Raw genomic sequence first — 21,622 nt, forward strand, 5'->3', positions numbered from 1 at the left:
CCGCCCCGGAGCTCAGGGCCCAGCGCCCCGTCCCCAGCCGTTCCGTTACGGGAGGTCGAACTTCTTGCGGTAGTCGCGCCAGCGGTCCATCAGGCCGACCAGCTCCGTCTGCAGGAACTCGAAGAACTCCGCCGTCTCCGCGAGCCGCGCACCGGCAGGCGTGTCCTGGCCCAGGGTCCGTGCGCCCTCCCTCAGGGTGTGCTCCCAGCGGGTCAGGACCCGGTCGCGGCTGGCGAAGGTGGCGTACGCACGTACTCCAAAGGCAACCGGCAGAAAGTCGCCCTCGTCGCCGCCTTCGCCTCCGACGTCGATGTGCTGATCCTGGACGAACCGACCAGCGGACTCGACCCGCTGATGGAGGAGGTCTTCCGGAGCTGCGTCACCGAGGCACGCGAGCGCGGGCGGACGATCCTGCTCTCCAGCCACATCCTCAGCGAGGTCGAGTCGCTCTGCGACCGGGTGAGCATCATCCGGCAGGGGCGGACGGTGGAGACCGGTTCGCTGGCGGACCTGCGGCACCTGACCCGTACGAACATCACCGCCGAACTGGCCGGCGCACCCAACGGACTCGCCCACCTGCCCGGCGTGCACGACATCGACATCCAGGGCATGCGCGTCAAGCTCCAGGTCGACACGGACAAGCTGGACGCCGTCCTCAGGTCGCTCACCGAGTCCGGCGTACGGTCCCTGACCAGCACCCCGCCCACGCTGGAGGAACTCTTCCTGCGGCACTACGCCGCCGACACCGACGAGCCCGCGGGGGTGACGGCACGATGACTGCCGTCACCGTGGCCGCGACCCGGGCCGGACGCCCCGCCGGGGGCGGGCAGCTCGCCGGCGCCGGCCCTCTGCTCAGGCTCGCGCTGCGGCGCGACCGGATCATGATGCCGATCTGGGTGCTCGTGCTGGGAGGGTCGTTCTCCTCCATCGGGAAGTCCATCTCCTCGCTCTACGAAACCGCCGCCCAGCGCGCCGAAATCGCCGCGTCGATGAACGGCAACAGCTCCCTGCGCGCGATGTACGGCCCCGTCTTCGACGACTCCGTCGGCGGGCTCGTCGCCTGGCGGATGGTCGGCTTCGGCGCCGCGATGGCAGCCGTCATGAGCCTGATCATCGTCATCCGGCACACCCGTGAGGAGGAGGAGACCGGCCGTCAGGAGATGCTCTCCTCGGCCATGGTGGGGCGCCGCGCCCCCCTGACGTCCGCCCTGCTCGCCGCCCTGATCGCCAATGCCGCGCTCGCTCTGCTGATCGTCGCCTCGATGGCCGGCTCGGGGGCGGGCGGCGCCGGGGCGGTGGCGCTCGCGCTGGCGGTGGCCGGGGTCGGCGTGCTGTTCGCCTGCACCGCCGCGATCGCCGCCCAGCTCACCGAGAGCGCGCGGCTCGCGAAGGGACTCGCGGCAGCGGTGATCGGCGCCGCGTTCGTCCTGAAGGCGGCGGGCGACGCATCGACGGACGACGCCTCGTCCGTACTGAACTGGCTCTCGCCGATCGGCTGGGCCGAGAACGTCCGGGCGTACGCGGACGAGCGGTGGTGGGTCCTGCTGGTGATCGGCGCCGCCGTGCTGGTCCAGGGCGCCCTCGCGTACACCCTGGCCGGGCGGCGCGACGTCGGCATGAGCTTCCTCCCGACCAGGCCCGGACCGGCGGTGGGGCGGATCTCCACCGCCTTCGGCCTGGCGGTGCGGCTGCAGCGCGGTGCGCTGATCGGGTGGACGCTGTCGTTCGCCGCGGTCGGCGCCGTCTTCGGCGGACTGACCGGCGGGGCGGCGGATCTCGTCGGCGACAACGAGAAGACGAAGGAGATCTTCGAGCGGATGGGCGGACAGGCCGGTCTGACCGACGCGTTCCTCGCCGCGATGGTCTCGATGCTGGGGATGGTCGCCGCGCTGTACATCGTCGCGTCGGTGCTGCGGCTGCTCGGCGAGGAGACCGCGGGGCGCGCCGAGCCCGTGCTGGCCGGCGGTGTCGGCCGGATCGGATGGGCGGCCGGCCATCTGGTCGTCGCCTTCGGCGGCGCGGCACTGATCATGATGGTCGGCGGGCTCGGCCTGGCCGCCGGCTACGGGCACGAACTCCCGGCGGTGCTGGGTGCGTCGCTGGTGCAACTGCCCGCGATCTGGCTGCTCGGAGGGCTCGCGGTACTGCTGTACGGGGCGCTGCCGAAGGCCGCGGTGGCTTCGTGGGGCGTGGTCGGAATCTGCCTGGCGCTGGGGTGGATCGGCCCGGCGGTGAACGTGCCGCAGCCGGTGATGGACCTGTCGCCGTTCAGCCACCTCCCGAAGCTGCCGGGCACGGAGATGCAGTGGCTGCCGGCGCTGTCGCTCACCGCGGGCGCGGTGGTCCAGGTGGCGGCGGGACTGGGGGCGCTGCGGAGGCGGGACGTACAGGGATGACCGGGTGACTGTTCTTGTCCTCGATCTCCCCCATGGCCTCAAGGGCATGGGGGCTTGAGGCCAGGAACGGTCACAGCTCCACACGCAGCTCCTTCACGCCCCTGATCACGTAACCCGGGTTCCACTCCGGTTCGGCCGCCAGTCGCATCCCGGGCGCGCGGCGCAGCAATTCGCCGAAGGACGCGGTCAGTTCGACCCGCGCCAGCGGCGCGCCCAGGCAGAAGTGGATGCCCGCGCCGAACGAGACATGCGGATTCTCCCGCCGGGACAGGTCCAGCGTCTCCGGGTCCGTGAAGCGGGCCGGGTCGCGGTTGGCGGAGCCGAAGAGCAGGGCCACCTCGGAGCCGCGCGGGATGACTGTGCCGTCGATCTCGATGTCGTCGAGGACCCAGCGCTCGAACATCTGCAGCGGAGTGTCGTACCGCATCAACTCCTCCACGGCCGTGGGCAGCAGCCCGTGGTCGGCCCGCAGGGCCGCCAGCTGCTCCGGGTGGCGCAGCAGCGTCCACCAGCCGTTGACGGTGGTGTTGACCGTCGCCTCATGGCCCGCGTTCAGCAGCAGCACACAGGTGGAGACCATCTCCTGCTCGCTCAGCCGCTCCCCCTCGTCGTGCGCGGCGATGAGCGCGGAGATCAGATCCGTACCGGGGTTCTTGCGGCGCTCCGCGATCAGCTCCCGCAGATAGGCGGAGAATTCCACCGAGGCGCGGACGGCGGCGCTCGCGGTCTCCTCGGACGGGTTCAGTTCGAACATCCCGCAGATCGCGGCCGACCAGGGCCGCAGCGGAGCGCGGTCGGCCGCGGGGATGCCGAGCATCTCGGCGATGACGGCGACGGGCAGCGGTTCGGCGACCGCGGTGAGCAGGTCGCCGCCGCCCGCCTCGACGAAGCTGTCGACCAGCTCGGCGGCCAGCCGCCGCACCGTCGGGACGAGCTGCTCCACCGTACGCGGGGTGAATGCCTTGGAGACCAGGCGCCGGATCCGGGTGTGGTCGGGGGCCTCCAGGTCGAGGAGCCCCTGCCCGTTGAGGGTGGTGAAGGGCTCGTACGCGTCGGGCGGGGGCGTGCGGCCGAACTCCTCGTGGGTGAAGCGGTGCAGATAGGTGCGGCCCAGGCGCCGGTCCCGCAGCAGCGCCGACACGTCGGCGTGGTGCGGGACGAGCCACTGGTCCGTGGGCTCGAACCGGTGCACCCGGCCGGTGGCCCGCAGCGCGGCGTAGGCGGGGTACGGGTCGGCGACGAACGCCGGCGACCAGGGATCGAACGAAGCGGCGGACTCGGGCTGCGGAGACGGGTGCATGGAAGGACGCTAACCGCCCGCCCGCCGGTGGGGCAGCTCAGGCCGGGGTGACCAGCCGCGCCTCGTACGCGAACACCGCCGCCTGCGTACGGTCCCGCAGCCCCAGCTTTACCAGGATGCGGCTCACATGCGTCTTGATGGTGGACTCGGCGACCACCAGATGCGAGGCGATCTCCGCGTTCGACAGGCCCTGCGCGATGAGGACGAGCACCTCCGTCTCACGCTCCGTAAGATCGCCGATCCGGGCGAGCGCGGGCGGCCGCGGGGCCCCGGCGAGCCGGGAGAACTCGGTGATCAGCCGCTTCGTGACGGTCGGCGCCAGCAGCGCCTCCCCGCCCGCCACCACCCGTACCCCGTCGGCGAGCCGGCGGGCGGAGGCGTCCTTCAGCAGGAACCCGGACGCCCCGGCGCGCAGCGCCTGGTACACGTACTCGTCGAGGTCGAACGTGGTCAGCACGAGCACCTTGGCGGCCGCGTCGTTCGCGACGATCTCACGGGTCGCCTCGATGCCGTTGAGCTCCGGCATCCGGATGTCCATCAGCACCACGTCGGGCCGCAGCGCGGCTGCCTGGGCGATGGCCTGCCGGCCGTCGACGGCCTCGCCGACGACCTCGATGCCCGGCATCGCCCCCAGGAGCACCGAGAAGCCCTCGCGGACCATCATCTGGTCGTCGACGATCAGAACACGGATGTCGTTCATGAGGTCTCGCTCTGCGTCGGTTCCTGGGCCAGGGGTACGGGGATGAACACGGCGATCTCGTACCCGCCGTCCGCCGTCGTCTCGGCGGTCATCTCGCCGTTCAGCATGGCGACCCGCTCCCGCATCCCCGTAATACCGTGCCCGGCGCCCGGCGAGGACTTCACCGGACCGGTCGGCGGCCCGTTGACGACCCGCAGCCCGAGCCCGCCCAGCACATAGCCGATCTCGACCTTGGCGGTGGCGCCGGGCGCGTGCCGCAACGTGTTGCTGAGGGCTTCCTGGATGATCCGGTACGCCGACAGCTCGACGCCCTGGGGCAGTTCGCGTACCGCGCCGGTGACCGTCTTCTCCGCCACCAGGCCCGCGTCCGCCACATTGGCGAGCAGTCGGTCGAGCTCGGCGAGGGTGGGCTGCGGGGCGTCCGGCGCCTCGTAGTCCTCGGCCCGCACGACGCCGAGGACCCGGCGCAGTTCGGTGAGGGCGGCGACGGCGTTCTCCCGGATGGTGACGAAGGCCTGCTCCAGCTCGGGCGGCGGGTTCTCCACCCGGTACGGGGCGGCCTCGGCCTGGATCGCGACGACCGACATGTGGTGGGCGACCACGTCGTGCAGCTCGCGGGCGATGGTGGTGCGCTCCTCCAGCAGCGTGCGCCGGTCGCGTTCCACGGCGGTGACGGTGCGCTGCACAGTCACCTCGCGCTCCGCCTCCCGGCGGGTCTGCACGACGGTCACCACGAGCAGGGTGAACGCGGAGGCCACGGCCATGGGCCCGGTGGTCGTCGAGTAGTGCCAGCCGAAGTTCTCCAGGAAGGTGCCGAGCACCACGGTCAGGACCCACATCCAGGCGGCGGTACGCGGCCGGGTCCGGGCCGCGACCACGACGAGCACCACCAGGTGCGAGAGGAACATGCTCGGCACCCACGGCCAGTCGCCACCGGTGATCATGGCTGTCACCGGAGTGAGCGCCAACGACATCCAGAACGCGCCGACCGGCCGGAACAGCGTCATCACGACGGTCAGCGCCGGGAGCAGCCCGGCCACGATGATCTCGATCCCGGACCGGATCCCGGAGCCGTCCGCCGCGCCGATGCCTATGAGGACTGTGATCAGCGCGGCCAGCCCGACCAGCGCGTGCGGCGTCCGGGCGGTCCGCGCGCGCATCCGCTCGGACAGCCGCCGGGTCCGCGCCCCGTCGGTCCGCATGGGCGCCAGCGGACGGTAGGCGAACGCATCATGGAAGAGGTCCTGCCGCAGGCCGCCTATCGCCCCTGCGGCCAGCCGGAACTCGGGGCTTCTGGTCCTGTTGGTCTCGGTCACGCTCCCAAGGTAGGCGGCCGGGCGCACCACGTCGTCAGCAGTGATACGGATCCTGCGGCATCCGTCGCAAGGACTACTGGACCCGGGAAATCAGTGACACATGCGAGCGCCGGGTGCCCTCTGCGCCCCCTGTCACCACGCCAACTGGGCGATCTCCTCCGCCACCACCGCGCACGCGTCCGCCGCCGGATCGATCAACGGGAAGTGCCCGACCTCCTCCAGCAGCGTCAGCCCCACCGTCTCGCCCGCCTTGGCCGCCGCGTCCACGAACGCCTCGGCGACCACGTGCGGCACGGTCAGATCGGTGCGTCCCTGTACGACCGCGGTGGCGATACCGGTCGGCAGCAGCGCGGCCGGATCGGCGTACGGGCTCCGCGCGGCAAAATCCTCTTCCCGCCCCAGGAGTTGACCCACCGCGCCGGAGCAGACATCCAGCTCCACCGCCGTGGCGAAGTCGGCGATCGGCGCAAGGGCGACGACCCCGCGCAGCGGCGGCGCCGCGGCCAGCCGCCATGGCGACCCCTGCGGCAGTACGTGCCGGGCCGCGGCCCACAGCGCCAGCTGCCCGCCCGCGGAGTGCCCGGTGACGACGATCCGCCGTGCATCGGCCTCCGGAAGCGCGGCGGCCAGCAGCCCGGGCAACGCGTCCATCGCCGCGGCGACATCGTCGAACGTCTCCGGCCAACGGCCCGCGACCGGACCGGAACCCCGCTGCTGCGGGAGCTCGCTGCCGCGCCGGTACTCGACGTTGGCGACGGCGAAACCGCGCCGGGCCAGGAAGTCCGCGAACGGCGTCACATGGAGCCGGTCGTACGGCCCCCGCCACGCACCACCGTGCAGGACGACCACGACGGGCGCCCCGGCCCGCCCGTCGCGCGGAGCGTAGAAGTCGATCACTTGGTCGGGATGGTCGCCGTAGGCGGCCGAGGCGTCGGGGGCGACGGCCGGATGCGAGAACGCCGACTCGGTCTCGACTGCGTCCCGATCACGCGCGGCAGAATCCGACATGCTGCTCCAACCATCCGACTGCGGCACCCAACTGGCCTGACCAGCGGGGACGGTACCAGCACGCAAAGCCGCGTCCCCACGGGGATTCACCGTGGGGACGCGGCAGGCGTCACACCTCGCCGAGCGCCCCGTCGAGCGCCCCGCCCGACATCTCGCTCAGCACCTCACCCAGCACCCGCGCAGCCCGCTCCACATCCGCGAACCCCACATACAGCGGCGTGAACCCGAACCGCAGCAGATCCGGCCGCCGCAGATCCCCGACCACACCCCGCGCGATCAGCGCACGCATCACCGGCTCGGCGATCCCCGCGTCCACGCACCGCAACGACACCTGGCTGCCGCGCTCCGCATGCGCCTGCGGCGTGACCGCAGCGACCGCACCTTCCGGCGCATACGCCCCCACGCACTCCAGGAAGAAGTCCGTCAGGGCCAGCGACTTGGCCCGTACCGCCTCGACCGGCACCCCGTCCCACACGTCCAGCGCCGATTCGAGCGCCAGCATGGACAGGATGTCCGGGGTTCCGACCCGGCCGCGCACGGAACCGTCCGCGGGCGCGTACCCGGGATCCATCGCGAACGGGTCGGCGTGCGACGTCCACCCCGGCAACGGCGAGTCGAAGGCCGCCTGATGCCGCTCGGCGACGTACAGGTACGCGGGCGAACCGGGTCCGCCGTTCAGGTACTTGTACGTACAGCCGACCGCCAGGTCCACCCCGTGTGCGTCCAGGCCCACGGGCAGCGCGCCCGCACTGTGGCACAGGTCCCAGACGGCGAGGCCGCCCGCCGCGTGCACAGTGGCGGTGAGGCCGGACAGGTCGTGCAGCCGGCCGGTGCGGAAGTCGACGTGGTTGAGCAGGACGGCCGCAGTACGCGGCCCGACCGCGCCCGGCACGTCCCCGGGTGCGACGGGGACGAGCCGGTGCCCCGTCATCCGGGCGGCGGACTCCGCGATGTACCCGTCCGTGGGAAACGTCGTCGCGTCGACGAGGATCTCGTCGCGCCCCTCCGGTGCCAGCCGGCTCGCGGCGACGACGGCCTTGAAGACGTTCACGCTCGTCGAATCGCCGACGACTATCTGTCCCGCTGCGGCCCCGACGAGCGGGGCGATCCGGTCGCCGATCCGCTCGGGCGCGGTCCACCAGCCGCTCTCGTCCCAGGACCGGATGCGCAGCTCGCCCCACTCGCGGGTGAGGACCTCCTGCACCCGGGCGGGTACGTGCCGCGGCAGCGCGCCGAGCGAGTTGCCGTCGAGGTACACACCGTCGTCGAGGGTGAACAGCTTGCGCAGATCGGCGAGTTCGTCGGCGGCGTCGAGTGCCGCGGCCCGCGCGGCGAAGGTCTCAGACATGGCTGCGCGCCGTCCACAGCTCGGGGAACACGTTCTTCGTGGCCCGCTTCTCCAGCCACGCGACCCCGGCGGAGCCGCCGGTGCCGGTCTTCGAGCCCATCGCGCGCCGGGTGGCGACGAGGTGGTCGTTGCGCCAGCGCCACACCAGTTCACCGACGTCGGTGAGCGCCTCGCCGAGCCGGACGAGCTCGTCGTACCGCTCGGGGTCGGAGTAGATCTCCGCCCAGACGGCCTCGACCTCGGAGGACGGCTCGTACTTCTGCGTCAGGTCGCGGCCGAGCACCGACTGCGGCACCGCGTGACCGCGTCGGGCGAGCAGGGCGAGCACCTCGTCGTAGAGGCTCGGCTCGGCGAGCGCCTTCTCCAGCTCGGCGTGGACGCGGGGCGCGCCCCGGTGCGGCACGAGCATGGACGCGGATTTGTCGCCGAGCAGGAACTCCATCCGCCGGTACATCGCCGACTGGAAGCCGGAGCCCTCGCCGAGTGCGGCGCGGTAGGAGTTGAACTGGGCGGGGGTGAGCTGGGCGAGCGGCGTCCAGGACGCGTTGAGCGCCTCCAACTCCCGTACCGACCGCTTCAGCGCATCGCGCGCCACCGGCAGCCGGTCCTCACGCAGGGCGTGCGCCGCGGTCTCCCACTCATGGACGATGACCGTGAACCACAGCTCCATGACCTGGGTGGTGACCAGGAAGACCATCTCGCCCGGGTCGTCGGAGCGCAGGTGCTGGAGGTGGGTCAGGACATCCGCCTGGACATAGTCCTCGTACGGAGTCGTTCCCGCGAAGTCCAGGTGCGGGGTGTCCGCACCGGTGGCTTCGGGGTCGGGGTGGATCGTCGACATTGCTGTCTCCTCGACACGAGCTTCCGGGTAGCGGTCCGCCCCTTCCGTGAGGTGATGGAGCTCCGGTCCCCTGCCCGCATCCTAAGCGGACCCCGGGGAAACGTGCAGGCCCCGCAGGCGGCGGTACGTCTGCGGGGCCGGAACACCTTCTCGGAGGTCTTAACCCAGGATCTCGGCGGCGGTCGGCGAAGAGTCGCGGAGGAACGTCGAGCAGCGCTCGTACTCCTCCTGCTCACCGATCGACTGGGCGGCGCGTGCGAGGGCGTGCAGGGCGCGCAGGAAGCCGCGGTTCGGCTCGTGCTCGAACGGTACGGGCCCGTGGCCCTTCCAGCCGGCCCTGCGCAGCGCGTCGAGACCACGGTGGTAGCCGGTGCGGGCGTAGGCGTACGACTCGATGACACGGCCGCCCTCGAACGCCTCGTCGGCGAGCTGTGCCCAGGCCAGCGAAGAGGTCGGGTACTTCGCGGCGACATCGGCGGGAGCCGTGCCGTTCGCGAGGAGCTCGCGCGGCTCGGGGTCGTCGGGCAGGTGGGTCGGGGGAGGTCCCCCGAGCAGGTTCTCGTGGATGGACATGGGTTCAAGTGTGCCTGGCACATGCGCGCCGGGGGTAGCCGGGCGTCCCCGGAGCGGTCAGGTCCGGCCCGGGTCCCCGTTCTCGTCCCGAGCGGGCTCCAGGGGAGGCGCCACGACACCGCAGTGCACGGCGCATACGGGACGCGCCTTGCTCTTGCGGACCGCGGGCGGTGTCCGTACGGTCGCCCAGGCGATCACCGAGCCCAGCACCATCAGGCCGGCACACATCGGCATGGCCCTCTTGAAGGCCGCGGCGAACTGACCGGCGTCGCGGTACGCCTCCGGGCCCATCCCGGCCAGCAGCGGCAGCGCGGCCACGGCGATCAGGCCGGCGGCGCGGGCGGCGGCGTTGTTGACCCCGCTGGCCAGCCCGGCCCGCGCGGTGTCGACGGAGGCAAGGACGGTCGCGGTGAGCGGCGCGACCAGGGTGACCAGGCCGAGTCCGAGCACGGCGACGGCGGGCAGCACGTGCTGTACGTACGCGGAGACGGAGGCGTCGCCGGGCCCCACCCGCAGCATGAGCAGCATCCCGGCGGCGGCGAGCAGCGGCCCGACGGTGAGCGGGATACGGGGCCCGATCCGCTGCCCCAGCTCGCCCGACGAGGCGGAGAACAGCAGCATCAGCACCGTGGTCGGAAGGAGAGCGGTCCCGGCGCCGAGGGCGGAGTACCCGGCCACGACCTGGAGCTGGATGGCGGAGAGGAAGAAGTAGCCGCCGAGCGCCGCGTACACACAGAGCGTGACGACATTGACGGCGGTGAACTGCCGGGACTCGAACACCGACGGCGGCAGCATGGGGTGTGCCCGCCGCCGCTCCACCTGCACGAACGCCACCCCGAGCAGGACTCCGCCCACGCCCGCCCCGATCACCGCAGCGGACGCCCCCTGCCCGGGCGCCTCGATCAGCGCGTACGTCACCAGGGCAAGAGCCAGCGCGCCGAGCACGGCCCCCAGAACATCGAAGCGCCCGCGTGCCTGCGGGTCCCGCGACTCGGGTACGTGGCGCAGCGCCACCGGCACGCAGACGGCGGCGACCGGCACATTGATCAGAAAGACCCACCGCCACCCGGGGCCGTCGACGAGCCACCCCCCGACGAACGGCCCGATGGCGGCCCCCACCCCTCCGAACCCCGACCACAGCCCCACCGCGCGCGCCCGGTCGTCCGGATGAAAACTCGCCTGGATCAACGCCAGCGACCCGGGGGTGAGGAGCGCCCCGCCCACTCCCTGGAGAGCGCGGGCACCGATCAGTACGGCGGCATTCGGCGCAACGCCGCACAGCAACGAGGCACCGGCGAACCAGATCACCCCCACGACGAAGACCCGTCGCCGCCCGTACCGGTCCCCGAGCGCCCCACCGAGAAGGATCAGCCCGGCGAGCGTCAGCATGTAGGCGTTGACGGTCCACTGAAGGGCGGCCAGGTCGGTGCCGAGGTCCTTGCCGATGCGGGGCAGGGCAACGTTGATGACGGTGGAGTCCAGCATCGCCATGCTGGACCCGAGAACGGTGGTCAGTACGACCCAGCGTCCCGGTGCGGAGGCAGCACGGATCTCACCGGCCGGTGTCTCACCCATGCGAGCAGCATCGCCGCTACGGGGCGCTCCGGCCAGTCCGGGTCCGGCCGCTCTGCCCGCCGCCCGCGCCCGCAGCGGATGAGCACTGAGTAATGTGTGCGGAAATGTCCAGATTCCGGAGATGGATTCCATGGATGACGACGAGACCTGCTCCGCAGACGCGGGTGCCGGCGCGGGTGTGGGCGCAGGCACCGGCCCCGCCCCCCACCGCAGCCGCAGCGCCGCCATCAGCCAGGTGGTGCCGAGGACCGCCGTCATCGCCGGCGGCGGAGCGCTGGCGGTCTGGGAGCCCGCTTTCACACTCGGCGCCTACAACGTCGTCTTCTACTACCAACTGCTCACGCTCTGGGCCGTGTCGACCGCCGTGATGCTGACGGCCCTGCTGATGCGCGGACGCGGGCCGCGGCACGGCTGGGTGTACTGGGCCTGTCTGGCCCTGCCCAGCGTGTGGATCGCCATCGCCGCCGTTGTGCCCCGCCACGACGGCTGGCCGGACAAGACACTCTTCCTGGCGGGCGGCATCCTCAGCATCGTCGGCACCCCGCTGCTGGTCTGGGTGCTCCTGCACCTCCTGCTCTTCGGGGAGTCGGAACTCTCCGCACGCCAGCGAAGGACGGTCATCGGCGTCGTCGTGATCGTCGGCGCGCTCGCCTACGGGCTCGGCCAGTTGAACCACGTCTTTCTCACCTGCGGGGACTTCAACATCAGCGGAAACAGCATCCCTTCCGGATGCCGGCCGGGACACGCCTCCCCGCTCGGCTGATGCACGGCGCCCGGCGGCGGGCGGCAGGGAACGCGTTCGCCCTTCGCCGCCTGGCGGGCAGCCGTCCGCTACCTCACGACCTCCAGCGCCCGCACCAGCGCCTCCACGCCCGCCTCGACCTTGCTCCGCGGGCACCCCACGTTCAGCCGCAGGAACCCCTCGGCGCCGTACACCGCACCCGGCATGATCGCGACCTTCTCGCGCTCGATCAGCACCCGCTGCAGCGCTTCGTCGTCCACACCCAGGGGGCGCAGATCGATCCACGCCAGATAGCCGGCCTGCGGGGGCTGCCAGGACAGTTCGGGGAACGCCCCGTTGAGGCCTTCCGCGACCAGGGCCAGGTTCCCGGCCACGTACGCGCGTGCAGCGTCCAGCCACGGCCCGCCCTGCCGGTACGCGGCTATGTGGGCGGTGAGCGACAGCACCGCCGGGGAGGCAAGGCCCTCCGCCGTTTCCATGCGGCGCAGGAACTCGGTCCGGTCGGCCGGATCGCCGATGATGCCGTACGAGCCGGTCAGCGCCGGGAAGTTGAAGGACTTGGACGCGGACGAGATCACCGCCCAGCGGGTGTCGCCGGCCACCCGCGTCCACGGCACATGCCGGTGCCCGTCGTGCACGAAGTCCGCATGGATCTCGTCGCTGATCACCGCGACCCCGTGGAGCGCTGCCAGAGCGGCCATGTCGACCAGCTCGGGCTCCGTCCACACCCGGCCGGTCGGGTTGTGCGGCGAGCAGAGCACCAGCACCTTCGCGTCGGGGCGTGCCAGTTCCCGTTCCAGCGCCCCGGTGTCCCCCAGCGGCACCCCCCGCAGCTCGCGGCCGAGGCCGGTGATCGCCTTGCGGAAGCCGTCGTACGTGGGGGTGTGGACGACCACACCGTCGCCCTCGGCCGTCCACATCTGGAGGAGCTGCGAGAACTGGCTGAGCACGGACGGGCCGTAGACCAGCCGGCCGGTGTCCAGCTCGGTGCCGTACCGGGTCCCGTACCAGTGCGCGATCGCCGACCGGAAGTCGTCCTGCTGCCAGCTGGTGTAGCCGAGTACGCCGTGGTCGAGGCGGGTCCGCAGTGCGGTCAGGACCTCGGGGGCCGTCTCGAAGTCCATGTCGGAGATGGTGAACGGGAGCAGCCCGTCGACCCCGAACCGGTCGGCGACCCCGTCCCACTGGACACACCAGGTGCCCCTGCGGTCGATGACGGTGTCGAAGTCATAGCGCGCGTTCGCTTGCACAGTGGGCTCCTCGTTCTCGTTCGCGGACATGCCGTGGGCCCGGCACCCCAGGGAGTACCGGGCCCACGGCCGCCGTTCGTACCTACTACTACTTCAGCTTGGTGCCGGTGGACCGCAGGTTGGCGCAGGCCTCCGTGACGCGCTTGGCCATGCCCGCCTCGGCGGACTTGCCCCAGCTGCGCGGGTCGTAGACCTTCTTGTTGCCGACCTCGCCGTCGACCTTCAGCACGCCGTCGTAGTTGCGGAACGCATGGTCCACGATCGGGCGGGTGAAGGCGTACTGGGTGTCGGTGTCGAGGTTCATCTTCACGACGCCGTTCTCCAGCGCGGTGGCGATCTCCTGCTCGGTGGAGCCGGAGCCGCCGTGGAAGACGAAGTCGAACGGGGCCGACTTGCCGTACTTGGCGCCGACGCCCTCCTGGAGGTCCTTGAGGAGCTCGGGACGGAGCACGACGTTGCCGGGCTTGTAGACGCCGTGCACGTTGCCGAAGGAGGCGGCCAGCAGGTAGCGGCCCTTCTCGCCCAGGCCGAGCGCCTCGGCGGTACGCAGCGCGTCGTCGACGGTCGTGTACAGCTCGTCGTTGATCTCGTGGGTGACGCCGTCCTCCTCGCCACCGGTCGGGGTGATCTCGACCTCGAGGATGATCTTGGCGGCGGCGGCCTTGGCCAGCAGTTCCTGGCCGATGGCCAGGTTGTCGGCGAGGGTCTCGGCCGAACCGTCCCACATGTGGGACTGGAACAGCGGGTTCAGGCCCTTGGCGACGCGCTCGGCGGAGATGTCGAGCAGCGGACGCACATAACCGTCCAGCTTGTCCTTGGGGCAGTGGTCGGTGTGCAGCGCGACCGTGACGTCGTACTTGGCGGCGACGATGTGCGCGAACTCGGCGAGGGCGACGGCGCCCGTGACCATGTCCTTGTTGTACTGGCCGCCCAGGAACTCCGCCCCACCGGTGGAGATCTGGACGATGCCGTCGCTCTCCGCCTCCGCGAAGCCGCGCAGTGCAGCGTGCAGGGTCTGGGTCGACGTCACATTGATGGCCGGGTAGGCGAACTTGCCTGCCTTCGCCCGGTCGAGCATCTCGGCGTAGACCTCGGGGGTTGCGATGGGCATCTGTCCGCTCCTTGGGATGTGCGGGTGTGCGTTGCTGGTTCCCTGACCTGGGGGCGACGTCATCGTCGCCCCCATCTTCCCAGACTCTCGCTCCGGCTCCACCCGGCGTACTCCCTCAACGTTCCGGCCGGGGAACCGAAGGCGTACGACAAGGGCGGACGGTTTCACGTGAAACCGTCCGCCCTTGAAGAAAATCGCAGGTCAGGCCAGTGATCAGGCCAGGTCGAGGTCCGCCGCCGTGTAGGCGTGGACATACGGGAGACCGGCCTCGGCAATGGCCGGAGCGGCACCCCGCTCCACGATCGTGGCGACGGCGACGACCTCGCCACCGGCCTCGCGCACCGCCTCGACGGCCGTCAGCGGCGAACCGCCGGTGGTCGAGGTGTCCTCGACCACCAGACAGCGGCGGCCCTTCACGTCCGTGCCCTCGATCCGGCGCTGCATGCCGTGCGCCTTCTGCGCCTTGCGTACGACGAACGCGTCCAGGGTCTGCCCGCGCGCGGCGGAGGCGTGCAGCATCGACGTGGCCACCGGGTCGGCGCCCAGCGTCAGCCCGCCCACGCAGTCGTAGTCCAGCTCGGCGGTCTCGTCGAGCATGACCTGACCGACCATCGGAGCGGCGGTGCCGTCCAGCGTGATGCGACGCAGGTCGATGTACCAGTCGGCTTCCAGACCCGAGGAGAGGGTCACCTTGCCGTGCACCACGGCCTTGTCCTTGATCTGCTGGAGCAGCTCAGCGCGTACGTCAGTCATGGATACGAGCTTAGGGCGTGTCCGGCTCAGAGCCTGCGCCAGCTCCAGGTCGTCGCGATCTCCAGCGGCTCGATCGGGGTCACATACCGGGGCGCGGTGTTCAGTCCGTTCGGCGGGCCCGACTGCGGCTCCACACAGACCGCCTCGGCCTGCTCGTCGTAGACGACGACCCACTCGGCCCGGCTCTTCACCTTCAACTCCAGTTGCTCCGGCCAGGTGAGCGTCACATCGACCCCGTCGGGCATCCCGAAGCAGTCGTCCCACGGGCCGGGCATGGCCGGGATCCGGCGGCCGGTCGGCAGATGGTCCTCGCCCCGCTCCTCCTGCCAGGCGGCGTCGAAGGCGATCTCTACTTCGCCCCCGGTTCCGAGGTTCCGCAGGAACCACGGGTGCCAGCCGGCCTGCGCCGGGAACGAGTCCCCGTACGTCTCGATACCGAACGCGAGCGTGAGCGAGTCCTCGGCCAGTTCGAAGGTCTGGGTCACCCGGCCCGGATACGGCCACGGCTCGGCGAGGTCGTAGTAGAACGCGGCCTCCGACCCGCTCGCCTTGCCGGTGCGCCAGGCCGTGTCGCGGCCGGTGCCGTGAATGGCGTGCGGCGGGGAGTTCAGGGGCAGCTGATGAGGCACATCGCCGTTGAGGAAGTGACCGTTCCCGGTCCGTCCGCACCACGGCACCATCGGGAAGCAGCCGTACCGCTCCCCCTGCCGCAGCAGCTCGGTACCGCCGATCCGGAGGCTGCTGATCCGGCAGCCGTTGGCGGGGTTCACGGTCAACTCGGTGTCGCCGACGGACAGCCGGACGCTCTTCTCGCTACTGCTCACACGACGACACTACTGGCGCCGCTACCTCCGGCGCCGCAGCGCCCGGCCCACCACGACCGCCGAGGCGATCGCGAGGGCGGCCGCCGGGGCAACCCAGCGCAGGGTGGCGCCCGCGGTGGTCGAGTCGGGCGACGGCACGGGGGCGTAACGCCCGCGCGGCGGCGCGTGGTCGACCTCCTCGGCACTGCGCCCGATCATGGTCCGCCGGGCGTGCGCGGCCTCGGCGGGCGGTCCGTCGGGGACGGTGAACTCGATGTCCGCGACGGGGTCGAGCGACGGCGGGGGGACGGGCGCGTCGAAGACCGAACCGGTGCCGGGGACCGTCCCGGTGGCGTCGTCCTCGGTGGACCCGCTCTCGGGGGACTCTTCGGGGGTCTCCCCCGCCCTCGTCTCGTCCGCCGTCTCCGCGGCCTCCTCGATGGCCCGGTCCACGGCTTCGTCGACGGCCCGGTCCACAACCGCCCCGGCCGGCCCGTCGGACTCGCCGGCCGGGCCGTCGGCAGCCGGTCCATGGGCCGCCAGCGTCTCCGTCACCAGCTGCTGCGTAAAGCGGTCCAGCAGCCGGTGGGCCGCCGCGAGCGTCGCCTCGCGTTCCAGTTCCACGATGCGGCCCTCGCCGCCCGCCGTGCCCGTGAACCCGATCGTCGTACCGCCGTCCGTCTCCGTCAGGCGGATCGTCAGAGCGAGCTTCGCCGAGCCGCTGCCCCGCGCCTCCACGCCTTCGCCCGCTACGGAGATCCCGGCCCCGTCCGGCAGCGCGGCCGATGTCAGCGTGCCGCGGTATGTGATCGTGTGGCCGCCGATCCGGACCTTGAGCCGGCCGGACAGGGGGCCGGCGGACGCGTCGGCGTCCTGCTGGAGGCCCGGCACACAGCGCGCGACCCGGGCAGGATCGCCCAGCGTCCGCCGAAGGGACGCGACCGGAACCGGAACGAACACCTCATGCTCCATGGAAACCGAGCCTACTCAGGCCCGGCCGCCGCGTCAGCGCTTCCGCACCCGCAAGCGGCACTCAGCACCCAAGACCTCCCCCGCCCCCTCACGGCTCCTCCCAGTACCGCGGATGCACCAGCGTCGACGGCGCCTGCTCCGGCGGCCGCCCCCGCTCCGCGTCCCGGACCGCGCCCGCCAGTACCCCTTCCGTCAGGGAGCGGAGCTCCGGTGCCCGGGGGGACAGACCCGGCGCCGGGGCGCGCGGTCCCGGTCGGGCAAGGACGAAACCCCAGCCGTGCGGGGCCTTCGCTCGGTCCGTCGTCCGGTCCGGGCCCGCCGCGAAGCCGGTGCGGCGGCCGCTGACGGAGTACGAGCGGGTGCTCAGGCCCGCCGCCCGTACCGATGCCTCGACCGTCCAGAACGTACGCGGCCGGGTGCCCGGCGGACCCCCGTGCACCACGAGGCGGCCGCCCGGGGCCAGGGCCTCGGCGATCAGGCCGTAGAACTCCGCGGAATACAGTTTCGTGCTCGCCGTGATGCCGGGGTCGGGCAGATCGGAGATCACCACGTCGTAGCCGCCGTACCCCGCCCGCAGCCAATTGAACGCGTCCGCCGTCACGGCCGTCAGCCGCGGGTCGCGGTACGCATGCGCGTTCAGCGCGGAGAGCGCCGGGTCCGTACGGGCCAGTCGGGTGACGCCGGGGTCGATCTCGACGATCGTGACACTCCGTACGTCCGGGTAGCGCAGCACCTCGCGGGCGGCCAGACCGTCGCCGCCGCCCAGGATCAGCACCCGCGCGTGGCGCCCGTTCATCGCCGGGTGGACCAACGCCTCGTGGTATTGGTACTCGTCCTGGGCTCTGACCCGCAGCCGCCCGTCCAGGTAGAGGTCCAGGGAGCTGCGGCCCGCCCCGGTGAGAACGACCTCCTGCACATCGGTCTGCACAGCGACCCGCACCTCGTCCCCGTACACCGCGCGCCGCGCCGCCCGCTCGAAGTCGTCGGCCAGGACCGTGGCGGTGGCCAGCAGGGCGATCACCGACACATTGACGAGGATCAGCAGCCACCGGGAGCGCGGGGTGAGGTCCCGGCGGAACACCCACAGCACCAGCGCCCCGCCCGCCGCCGCGTTGACCATGCCGGTGAGCAGCGCCCCGGTGAGCTGGCCGAGGACCGGCAGCAGCAGGAAGGGGAACGCCAGCCCGCCGACGAGCGCCCCCACATAGTCGGCGGCGAACAGATCCGCGACCGTCCCGCCCGCGTCCTGCCGGTCGACGCGCTGGATCAGGGTCATCAGCAACGGGATCTCCGCACCGATGAGGATGCCTATCGCGAGCGAGAACCCGACCAGCGCGAGCCGGGACTCCCCGATCCAGGCGAATGTCGCGTACAGCACGAGCGCGGAGGAGCCGCCGATCAGTGCGAGCCCCGCCTCGATCAGCCCGAAGCCCACTGCGGCGTGGCTGCGCAAACCTTTCGCGAGCAGCGAGCCGATACCCATCGCGAAGACCATCACGGACAGCACGACGGAAGCCTGGGTGACGGAATCCCCGATCAAGTACGAGGCGAGCGCGACCAGTTCGAGCTCGTACACCAGTCCGCAGGCGGCGCAGATGAACACGGCGGCCAGCACGAGAAGCCGGCCGGTCCGCGGCCGCACAGGGATCCGCGCCGCGCCCCCTCGCAGCGACACCTGCTGGTCGATCATGATGCGAACGCTACGTCACGACGGCGTCGCCACCTGTCACCCACAAGGGTGCAAGTGCCGCGTACGCAAAGGAGTTTGGGTGACTCAGTGAGCCACCGCCGGCATCCGCACGCCCACGCGGGTACGGGTCACCACCAACCGGCCCTCCTGCGGGTACGCATGCCAGGTGCGCCACCGCACCTGGTCCTCCGTCCGCTGCGCGAGCATGGCGGTGAAGGCGTGCGGACTGCCGGGGAACGTCCCGGCGAGGCCGTGCGGATGGTCGGTCACCAGCGCGAGGAGTTCCTGCGCACGCGCCGCGAAGGAGCCCGCGGAGAGCGTCTCGACGCGCGCCGCGAATGCGTATTCCCACTCCCCGAGCCGTTTGGCGACTCCGAGCGGCAGTGGTGTGCTGCTGCCGGGGATACAGGCCACCGTCTCGGAACAACTGCCGCCGTTCTCTTCGAGAAGTACCTGATGGGAGGCACCGAGCAGCCGCAGTTGCAGGTGGGCACCGCCGAGCTGGAGGTCGAGTACGGCCAGGGCGGGGAGCGGTTCGCGCCCCAGCGCCCAGGCCAGATCGGCAGCACGGGTGTCGGAATAGGCCGTCTGGAGGGTCGTGAGCATGGGTCGGCTCCGCAAAACACACATGGACACAGGGACAGGGGACGCCCCCATGGCGATACACGTGGGAGGTGGGGAGCGCCCGATCAGGTCCAACTGGGGTCCGAGGGCTGGATGTTCTCTCCAACGAGGGAATCACGAAGCGCGACGATCCACAGCGTTTTTGCCCAACTTGACGTGGTTTCCATCCCCTCGGGGGCCCTACGGTTCACGTGTTCACCGGGTACGCGCCGCCTGACCCAACAAAAAGGTGCCCGGCGGGAGTTCACCCGCCGGGCACCCGGTGACGCGGACCAGCTGCCCCGTGTCAGCTGCCTCCGCCGCATCCGCCCCCGCCGCCGCACGAGGAGCCGCCGCCGCACGAGTGACCGCCGGAGTGACCGCTGCTTCCGCAGGACGAGCTACCGCCGCCGCCCGCCCACCAGCTGCCACCGGCGGCCGCGCCGCCGCCCGCGCCGCGGCGCCCGGCACGCCGGGAAACCGGCTTGCTGCCCTTCGCCGCCCGCACCAGCACGACGACGAAGGCGACCACCACGATCGCGACCACTACCCCGAAGAAGGCCCCCACTGACCTCACGTCCTTCCGTCCCCCGAAGCGGATCCCCCCGCTTCACGTTCTTGACGCCTGCCGCCGATTCCGGCGTAAGAGGGGGATGCCCGCGGGCCCGCGGAGCCAAAGCAGACTTGAGCAACTCCAGAGCTTCGGCACAGGATGGCGGTCATGACACAGGAACGACCGCTGCTCAACCGCCGCCTCGCCGAATTCGGCACGACGATCTTCGCGGAGATGTCGGCGCTGGCCGTACGGACCGGCTCCATCAACCTCGGCCAGGGCTTCCCCGACACCGACGGCCCCGAAGAGATCCGGGAGGCCGCGGTCCGCGCGCTGCGGGCCGGGCACGGCAACCAGTACCCGCCGGGCCCCGGCGTTCCCGAACTGCGCAACGCGATCGCCGCCCATCAGCAGCGGCGGTACGCGCTCACGTACGACCCCGACTCCGAGATCCTCGTCACGGCGGGCGCCACCGAGGCCATCGCCGCCACCCTGCTCGCCCTCGTGGAGCCCGGTGACGAGGTCATCGCCCTGGAGCCGTACTACGACTCGTACGCCGCCTGCATCGCCATGGCGGGCGGCGCCCGTGTCCCGGTCACCCTGCGCCCGGACGTGGAGAGCGGTACGTACCGGCTCGACCTCGACGAGCTGCGCGCCGCCGTCACCCCCCGCACTCGGCTGATCCTCCTCAACACCCCGCACAATCCCACCGGCACCGTCCTGACCCGTGAGGAGCTGGCGGCGATCGCCGCACTCGCCTGCGAGCGGGATCTGCTCGTCGTCACCGACGAGGTGTACGAGCACCTGGTCTTCGAGGGCGAGCACCTGCCGATCGCCGGGTTCCCCGGAATGCGCGAGCGGACCGTGACCATCGGGTCGGCGGGCAAGACGTTCTCGTTCACCGGGTGGAAGGTCGGGTGGGTGACCGCGAGCCCCGGGCTGGTGACGGCGGTCCGTTCGGCCAAGCAGTTCCTGACGTACGTCTCCGCAGGCCCGTTCCAGTACGCGGTCGCCGAGGCACTGAACCTCCCCGACAGCTACTTCGAGGGGCTGCGCGCGGATCTGCGGGCCAAACGGGATCTGCTGAGCGGCGGGCTCGCCGAGGCCGGTTTCGAGGTGTACCGGCCGGCCGGGACGTACTTCGTCACCACCGACATCCGCCCGCTCGGCGGCGGGGCCGACGGCTTCGCCTTCTGCCGCGCACTGCCCGAGCGGTGCGGGGTCGTCGCCATCCCCAACGCGGTGTTCTACGACGATCGGGAGGCCGGCCGCAGCAAGGTCCGATTCGCCTTCTGCAAACGCGAGGACGTCCTGCGCGAGGCCGTTTCACGCCTCAAGGGTCTGTAGGCCCCACGGGAAATGCACCCTGCCGGAGCTCGCCTCCCTCCGGCGCACGGAATGACAGAAGCCCGGCCGGAGGCGGCGGTCGTGGTGACCGCCGCCTCCGGCCGGGCTGTCGTTCGCAGGCGCTCCGGGTCAGGCGCTCGGCGCCGCGTCGTCGCCCTCGGCCTTCTTCTCGGCCGGCTCCAGGCCCAGACGCTCCAGCAGCCACTTGTCGAACTCGATCGAGGCCCGCACCCAGCTGACCGTCGACGAGACGAAGTGCTCCAGGCTGACGCCCGTACCGATGAGCATCTGCGCCTCACCGATCAGACGGACCGAGGTCTCGGTGTCCTCGGCGCCCTCCTCGGCCTCGTGGACGTGCGTGTAGACCTTGGGCCACAGCGTGCGGCGGTTCCAGTCGTCGATCGCGTCGAGGAGGACCGGGCGCTGGTCCATGGCGTGGGGGCGGTCGTAGAACGTACGCACCGAGAAGACCTGCTGCTCGTCCTCACCACGGAACATGAAGTACGTGCGGAACTCTTCCCACGGCGCCGCGAGGTCGCCCTCGTCGTCGACGACGTACTTCAGCTCCATCTGCTCGAGGAGCTGCTTGACGAGGTCCTGGTCAGGGACGACGGGGCCCTCCGGCCCTGCCGCCTGCGGTTCGGGCTGGCCCCCGAAATTCGGAATCGAGGACGGGTCGATGCTCACCGTGAATATCCCTTCGTACGGTTGCCGCCATCCTCTCCCATGGCAGGCGGGGGA

Annotated in this window: 20 protein-coding genes and 2 pseudogenes; 4 read left to right on the top strand and 18 right to left on the bottom strand. The window is 71.5% G+C overall.

Annotated elements, in window-relative coordinates; genetic code table 11:
* Positions 1-45 precede the first annotated feature (45 nt).
* Positions 46-246: pseudogene (locus tag ABZV38_RS00385) on the bottom strand (MarR family transcriptional regulator); the annotation flags it as partial.
* Here ABZV38_RS00385 and ABZV38_RS00390 point away from each other — a divergent pair.
* Together ABZV38_RS00390 and ABZV38_RS00395 are read left to right on the top strand one after the other, a co-directional pair.
* A pseudogene (locus tag ABZV38_RS00390) lies at positions 247-777 on the top strand (ABC transporter ATP-binding protein); the annotation flags it as partial. It abuts the pseudogene before it with no gap.
* Positions 774-2,396, top strand: a complete 1,623-nt coding sequence (locus ABZV38_RS00395) for an ABC transporter permease (protein WP_356322954.1) — start codon at positions 774-776, stop codon at positions 2,394-2,396. The pseudogene ABZV38_RS00390 and the gene ABZV38_RS00395, both read left to right, overlap by 4 nt.
* Positions 2,397-2,466: 70 nt before the next feature.
* On the opposite strand, the gene ABZV38_RS00400 is transcribed toward ABZV38_RS00395, so the two are convergent.
* From ABZV38_RS00400 to ABZV38_RS00435, 8 genes are all read right to left on the bottom strand, one after another.
* A complete protein-coding gene (locus ABZV38_RS00400) occupies positions 2,467-3,696 on the bottom strand; it encodes a cytochrome P450 (RefSeq protein ID WP_356322956.1) in 1,230 nt (409 codons plus the stop codon).
* Positions 3,697-3,733: 37 nt separating this feature from the next.
* Positions 3,734-4,396 (bottom strand): response regulator transcription factor, encoded by a 663-nt coding sequence (locus ABZV38_RS00405; RefSeq protein WP_356322958.1) that lies wholly within the window; start codon positions 4,394-4,396, stop codon positions 3,734-3,736.
* Positions 4,393-5,712: a histidine kinase gene (locus ABZV38_RS00410; protein ID WP_356322960.1), complete on the bottom strand. Its 1,320-nt coding sequence runs from the start codon at positions 5,710-5,712 to the stop codon at positions 4,393-4,395. Before ABZV38_RS00410 ends, ABZV38_RS00405 begins: the two co-directional genes overlap by 4 nt.
* A 132-nt stretch (positions 5,713-5,844) precedes the next feature.
* Positions 5,845-6,720 carry an alpha/beta hydrolase gene (locus ABZV38_RS00415; protein WP_356322962.1) on the bottom strand — a complete coding sequence of 292 codons (876 nt, stop codon included), beginning with the start codon at positions 6,718-6,720 and terminating at the stop codon, positions 5,845-5,847.
* Between the two features lie 109 nt (positions 6,721-6,829).
* On the bottom strand, positions 6,830-8,068 hold the full coding sequence (gene kynU, locus ABZV38_RS00420; protein ID WP_356322964.1) for a kynureninase: 1,239 nt from the start codon (positions 8,066-8,068) through the stop codon (positions 6,830-6,832).
* Complete coding sequence (locus ABZV38_RS00425; RefSeq protein ID WP_356322966.1) at positions 8,061-8,909, bottom strand: tryptophan 2,3-dioxygenase family protein; 849 nt, start codon at positions 8,907-8,909, stop codon at positions 8,061-8,063. The genes kynU and ABZV38_RS00425 overlap by 8 nt, the downstream gene beginning before the upstream one ends.
* A gap of 159 nt (positions 8,910-9,068) precedes the next feature.
* Positions 9,069-9,482, bottom strand: a complete 414-nt coding sequence (locus ABZV38_RS00430; protein ID WP_030977723.1) for a DUF3151 domain-containing protein — start codon at positions 9,480-9,482, stop codon at positions 9,069-9,071.
* A gap of 57 nt (positions 9,483-9,539) precedes the next feature.
* A complete protein-coding gene (locus ABZV38_RS00435) occupies positions 9,540-11,057 on the bottom strand; it encodes an MFS transporter (RefSeq protein WP_356322968.1) in 1,518 nt (505 codons plus the stop codon).
* 121 nt (positions 11,058-11,178) lie between these two features.
* On the opposite strand from ABZV38_RS00435, the gene ABZV38_RS00440 reads away from it, so the two are divergent.
* The gene (locus ABZV38_RS00440; RefSeq protein ID WP_356322970.1) at positions 11,179-11,820 is read left to right on the top strand and encodes a hypothetical protein; all 642 of its coding nucleotides are present in this window, start codon (positions 11,179-11,181) and stop codon (positions 11,818-11,820) included.
* A gap of 68 nt (positions 11,821-11,888) precedes the next feature.
* Here ABZV38_RS00440 and ABZV38_RS00445 read toward each other — a convergent pair whose 3' ends face one another.
* The 8 genes from ABZV38_RS00445 to ABZV38_RS00480 form a co-directional block, all read right to left on the bottom strand.
* Positions 11,889-13,049 carry a MalY/PatB family protein gene (locus ABZV38_RS00445; protein ID WP_356322972.1) on the bottom strand — a complete coding sequence of 387 codons (1,161 nt, stop codon included), beginning with the start codon at positions 13,047-13,049 and terminating at the stop codon, positions 11,889-11,891.
* 88 nt (positions 13,050-13,137) lie between these two features.
* Complete coding sequence (fbaA, locus tag ABZV38_RS00450) at positions 13,138-14,160, bottom strand: class II fructose-bisphosphate aldolase (RefSeq protein ID WP_356322974.1); 1,023 nt, start codon at positions 14,158-14,160, stop codon at positions 13,138-13,140.
* A gap of 213 nt (positions 14,161-14,373) precedes the next feature.
* Positions 14,374-14,913, bottom strand: coding sequence for an orotate phosphoribosyltransferase (gene pyrE, locus ABZV38_RS00455; protein WP_356322976.1), 540 nt, complete (start codon positions 14,911-14,913; stop codon positions 14,374-14,376).
* 26 nt (positions 14,914-14,939) lie between these two features.
* Positions 14,940-15,737 carry an aldose 1-epimerase gene (locus tag ABZV38_RS00460; protein ID WP_356322978.1) on the bottom strand — a complete coding sequence of 266 codons (798 nt, stop codon included), beginning with the start codon at positions 15,735-15,737 and terminating at the stop codon, positions 14,940-14,942.
* 21 nt (positions 15,738-15,758) lie between these two features.
* Positions 15,759-16,688: an SRPBCC domain-containing protein gene (locus ABZV38_RS00465; RefSeq protein ID WP_356322980.1), complete on the bottom strand. Its 930-nt coding sequence runs from the start codon at positions 16,686-16,688 to the stop codon at positions 15,759-15,761.
* An 88-nt stretch (positions 16,689-16,776) separates the two neighbouring features.
* Positions 16,777-18,378 carry a polyamine aminopropyltransferase gene (locus tag ABZV38_RS00470; protein WP_356322982.1) on the bottom strand — a complete coding sequence of 534 codons (1,602 nt, stop codon included), beginning with the start codon at positions 18,376-18,378 and terminating at the stop codon, positions 16,777-16,779.
* Between the two features lie 84 nt (positions 18,379-18,462).
* Positions 18,463-18,984, bottom strand: coding sequence for a DUF2617 family protein (locus tag ABZV38_RS00475; RefSeq protein WP_356322984.1), 522 nt, complete (start codon positions 18,982-18,984; stop codon positions 18,463-18,465).
* 304 nt (positions 18,985-19,288) lie between these two features.
* Complete coding sequence (locus tag ABZV38_RS00480; RefSeq protein ID WP_356322987.1) at positions 19,289-19,549, bottom strand: hypothetical protein; 261 nt, start codon at positions 19,547-19,549, stop codon at positions 19,289-19,291.
* Positions 19,550-19,702: 153 nt separating this feature from the next.
* Here ABZV38_RS00480 and ABZV38_RS00485 point away from each other — a divergent pair, with 153 nt between their 5' ends.
* Positions 19,703-20,881, top strand: coding sequence for a pyridoxal phosphate-dependent aminotransferase (locus ABZV38_RS00485; protein WP_356322989.1), 1,179 nt, complete (start codon positions 19,703-19,705; stop codon positions 20,879-20,881).
* Positions 20,882-21,010: 129 nt separating this feature from the next.
* On the opposite strand, the gene ABZV38_RS00490 is transcribed toward ABZV38_RS00485, so the two are convergent.
* Complete coding sequence (locus ABZV38_RS00490) at positions 21,011-21,568, bottom strand: YbjN domain-containing protein (RefSeq protein WP_356322991.1); 558 nt, start codon at positions 21,566-21,568, stop codon at positions 21,011-21,013.
* Positions 21,569-21,622 lie beyond the last annotated feature (54 nt).

It is taken from the genome of Streptomyces sp. NPDC005181 (assembly GCF_040608395.1).
Taxonomy (GTDB): Bacteria; Actinomycetota; Actinomycetes; order Streptomycetales; family Streptomycetaceae; genus Streptomyces.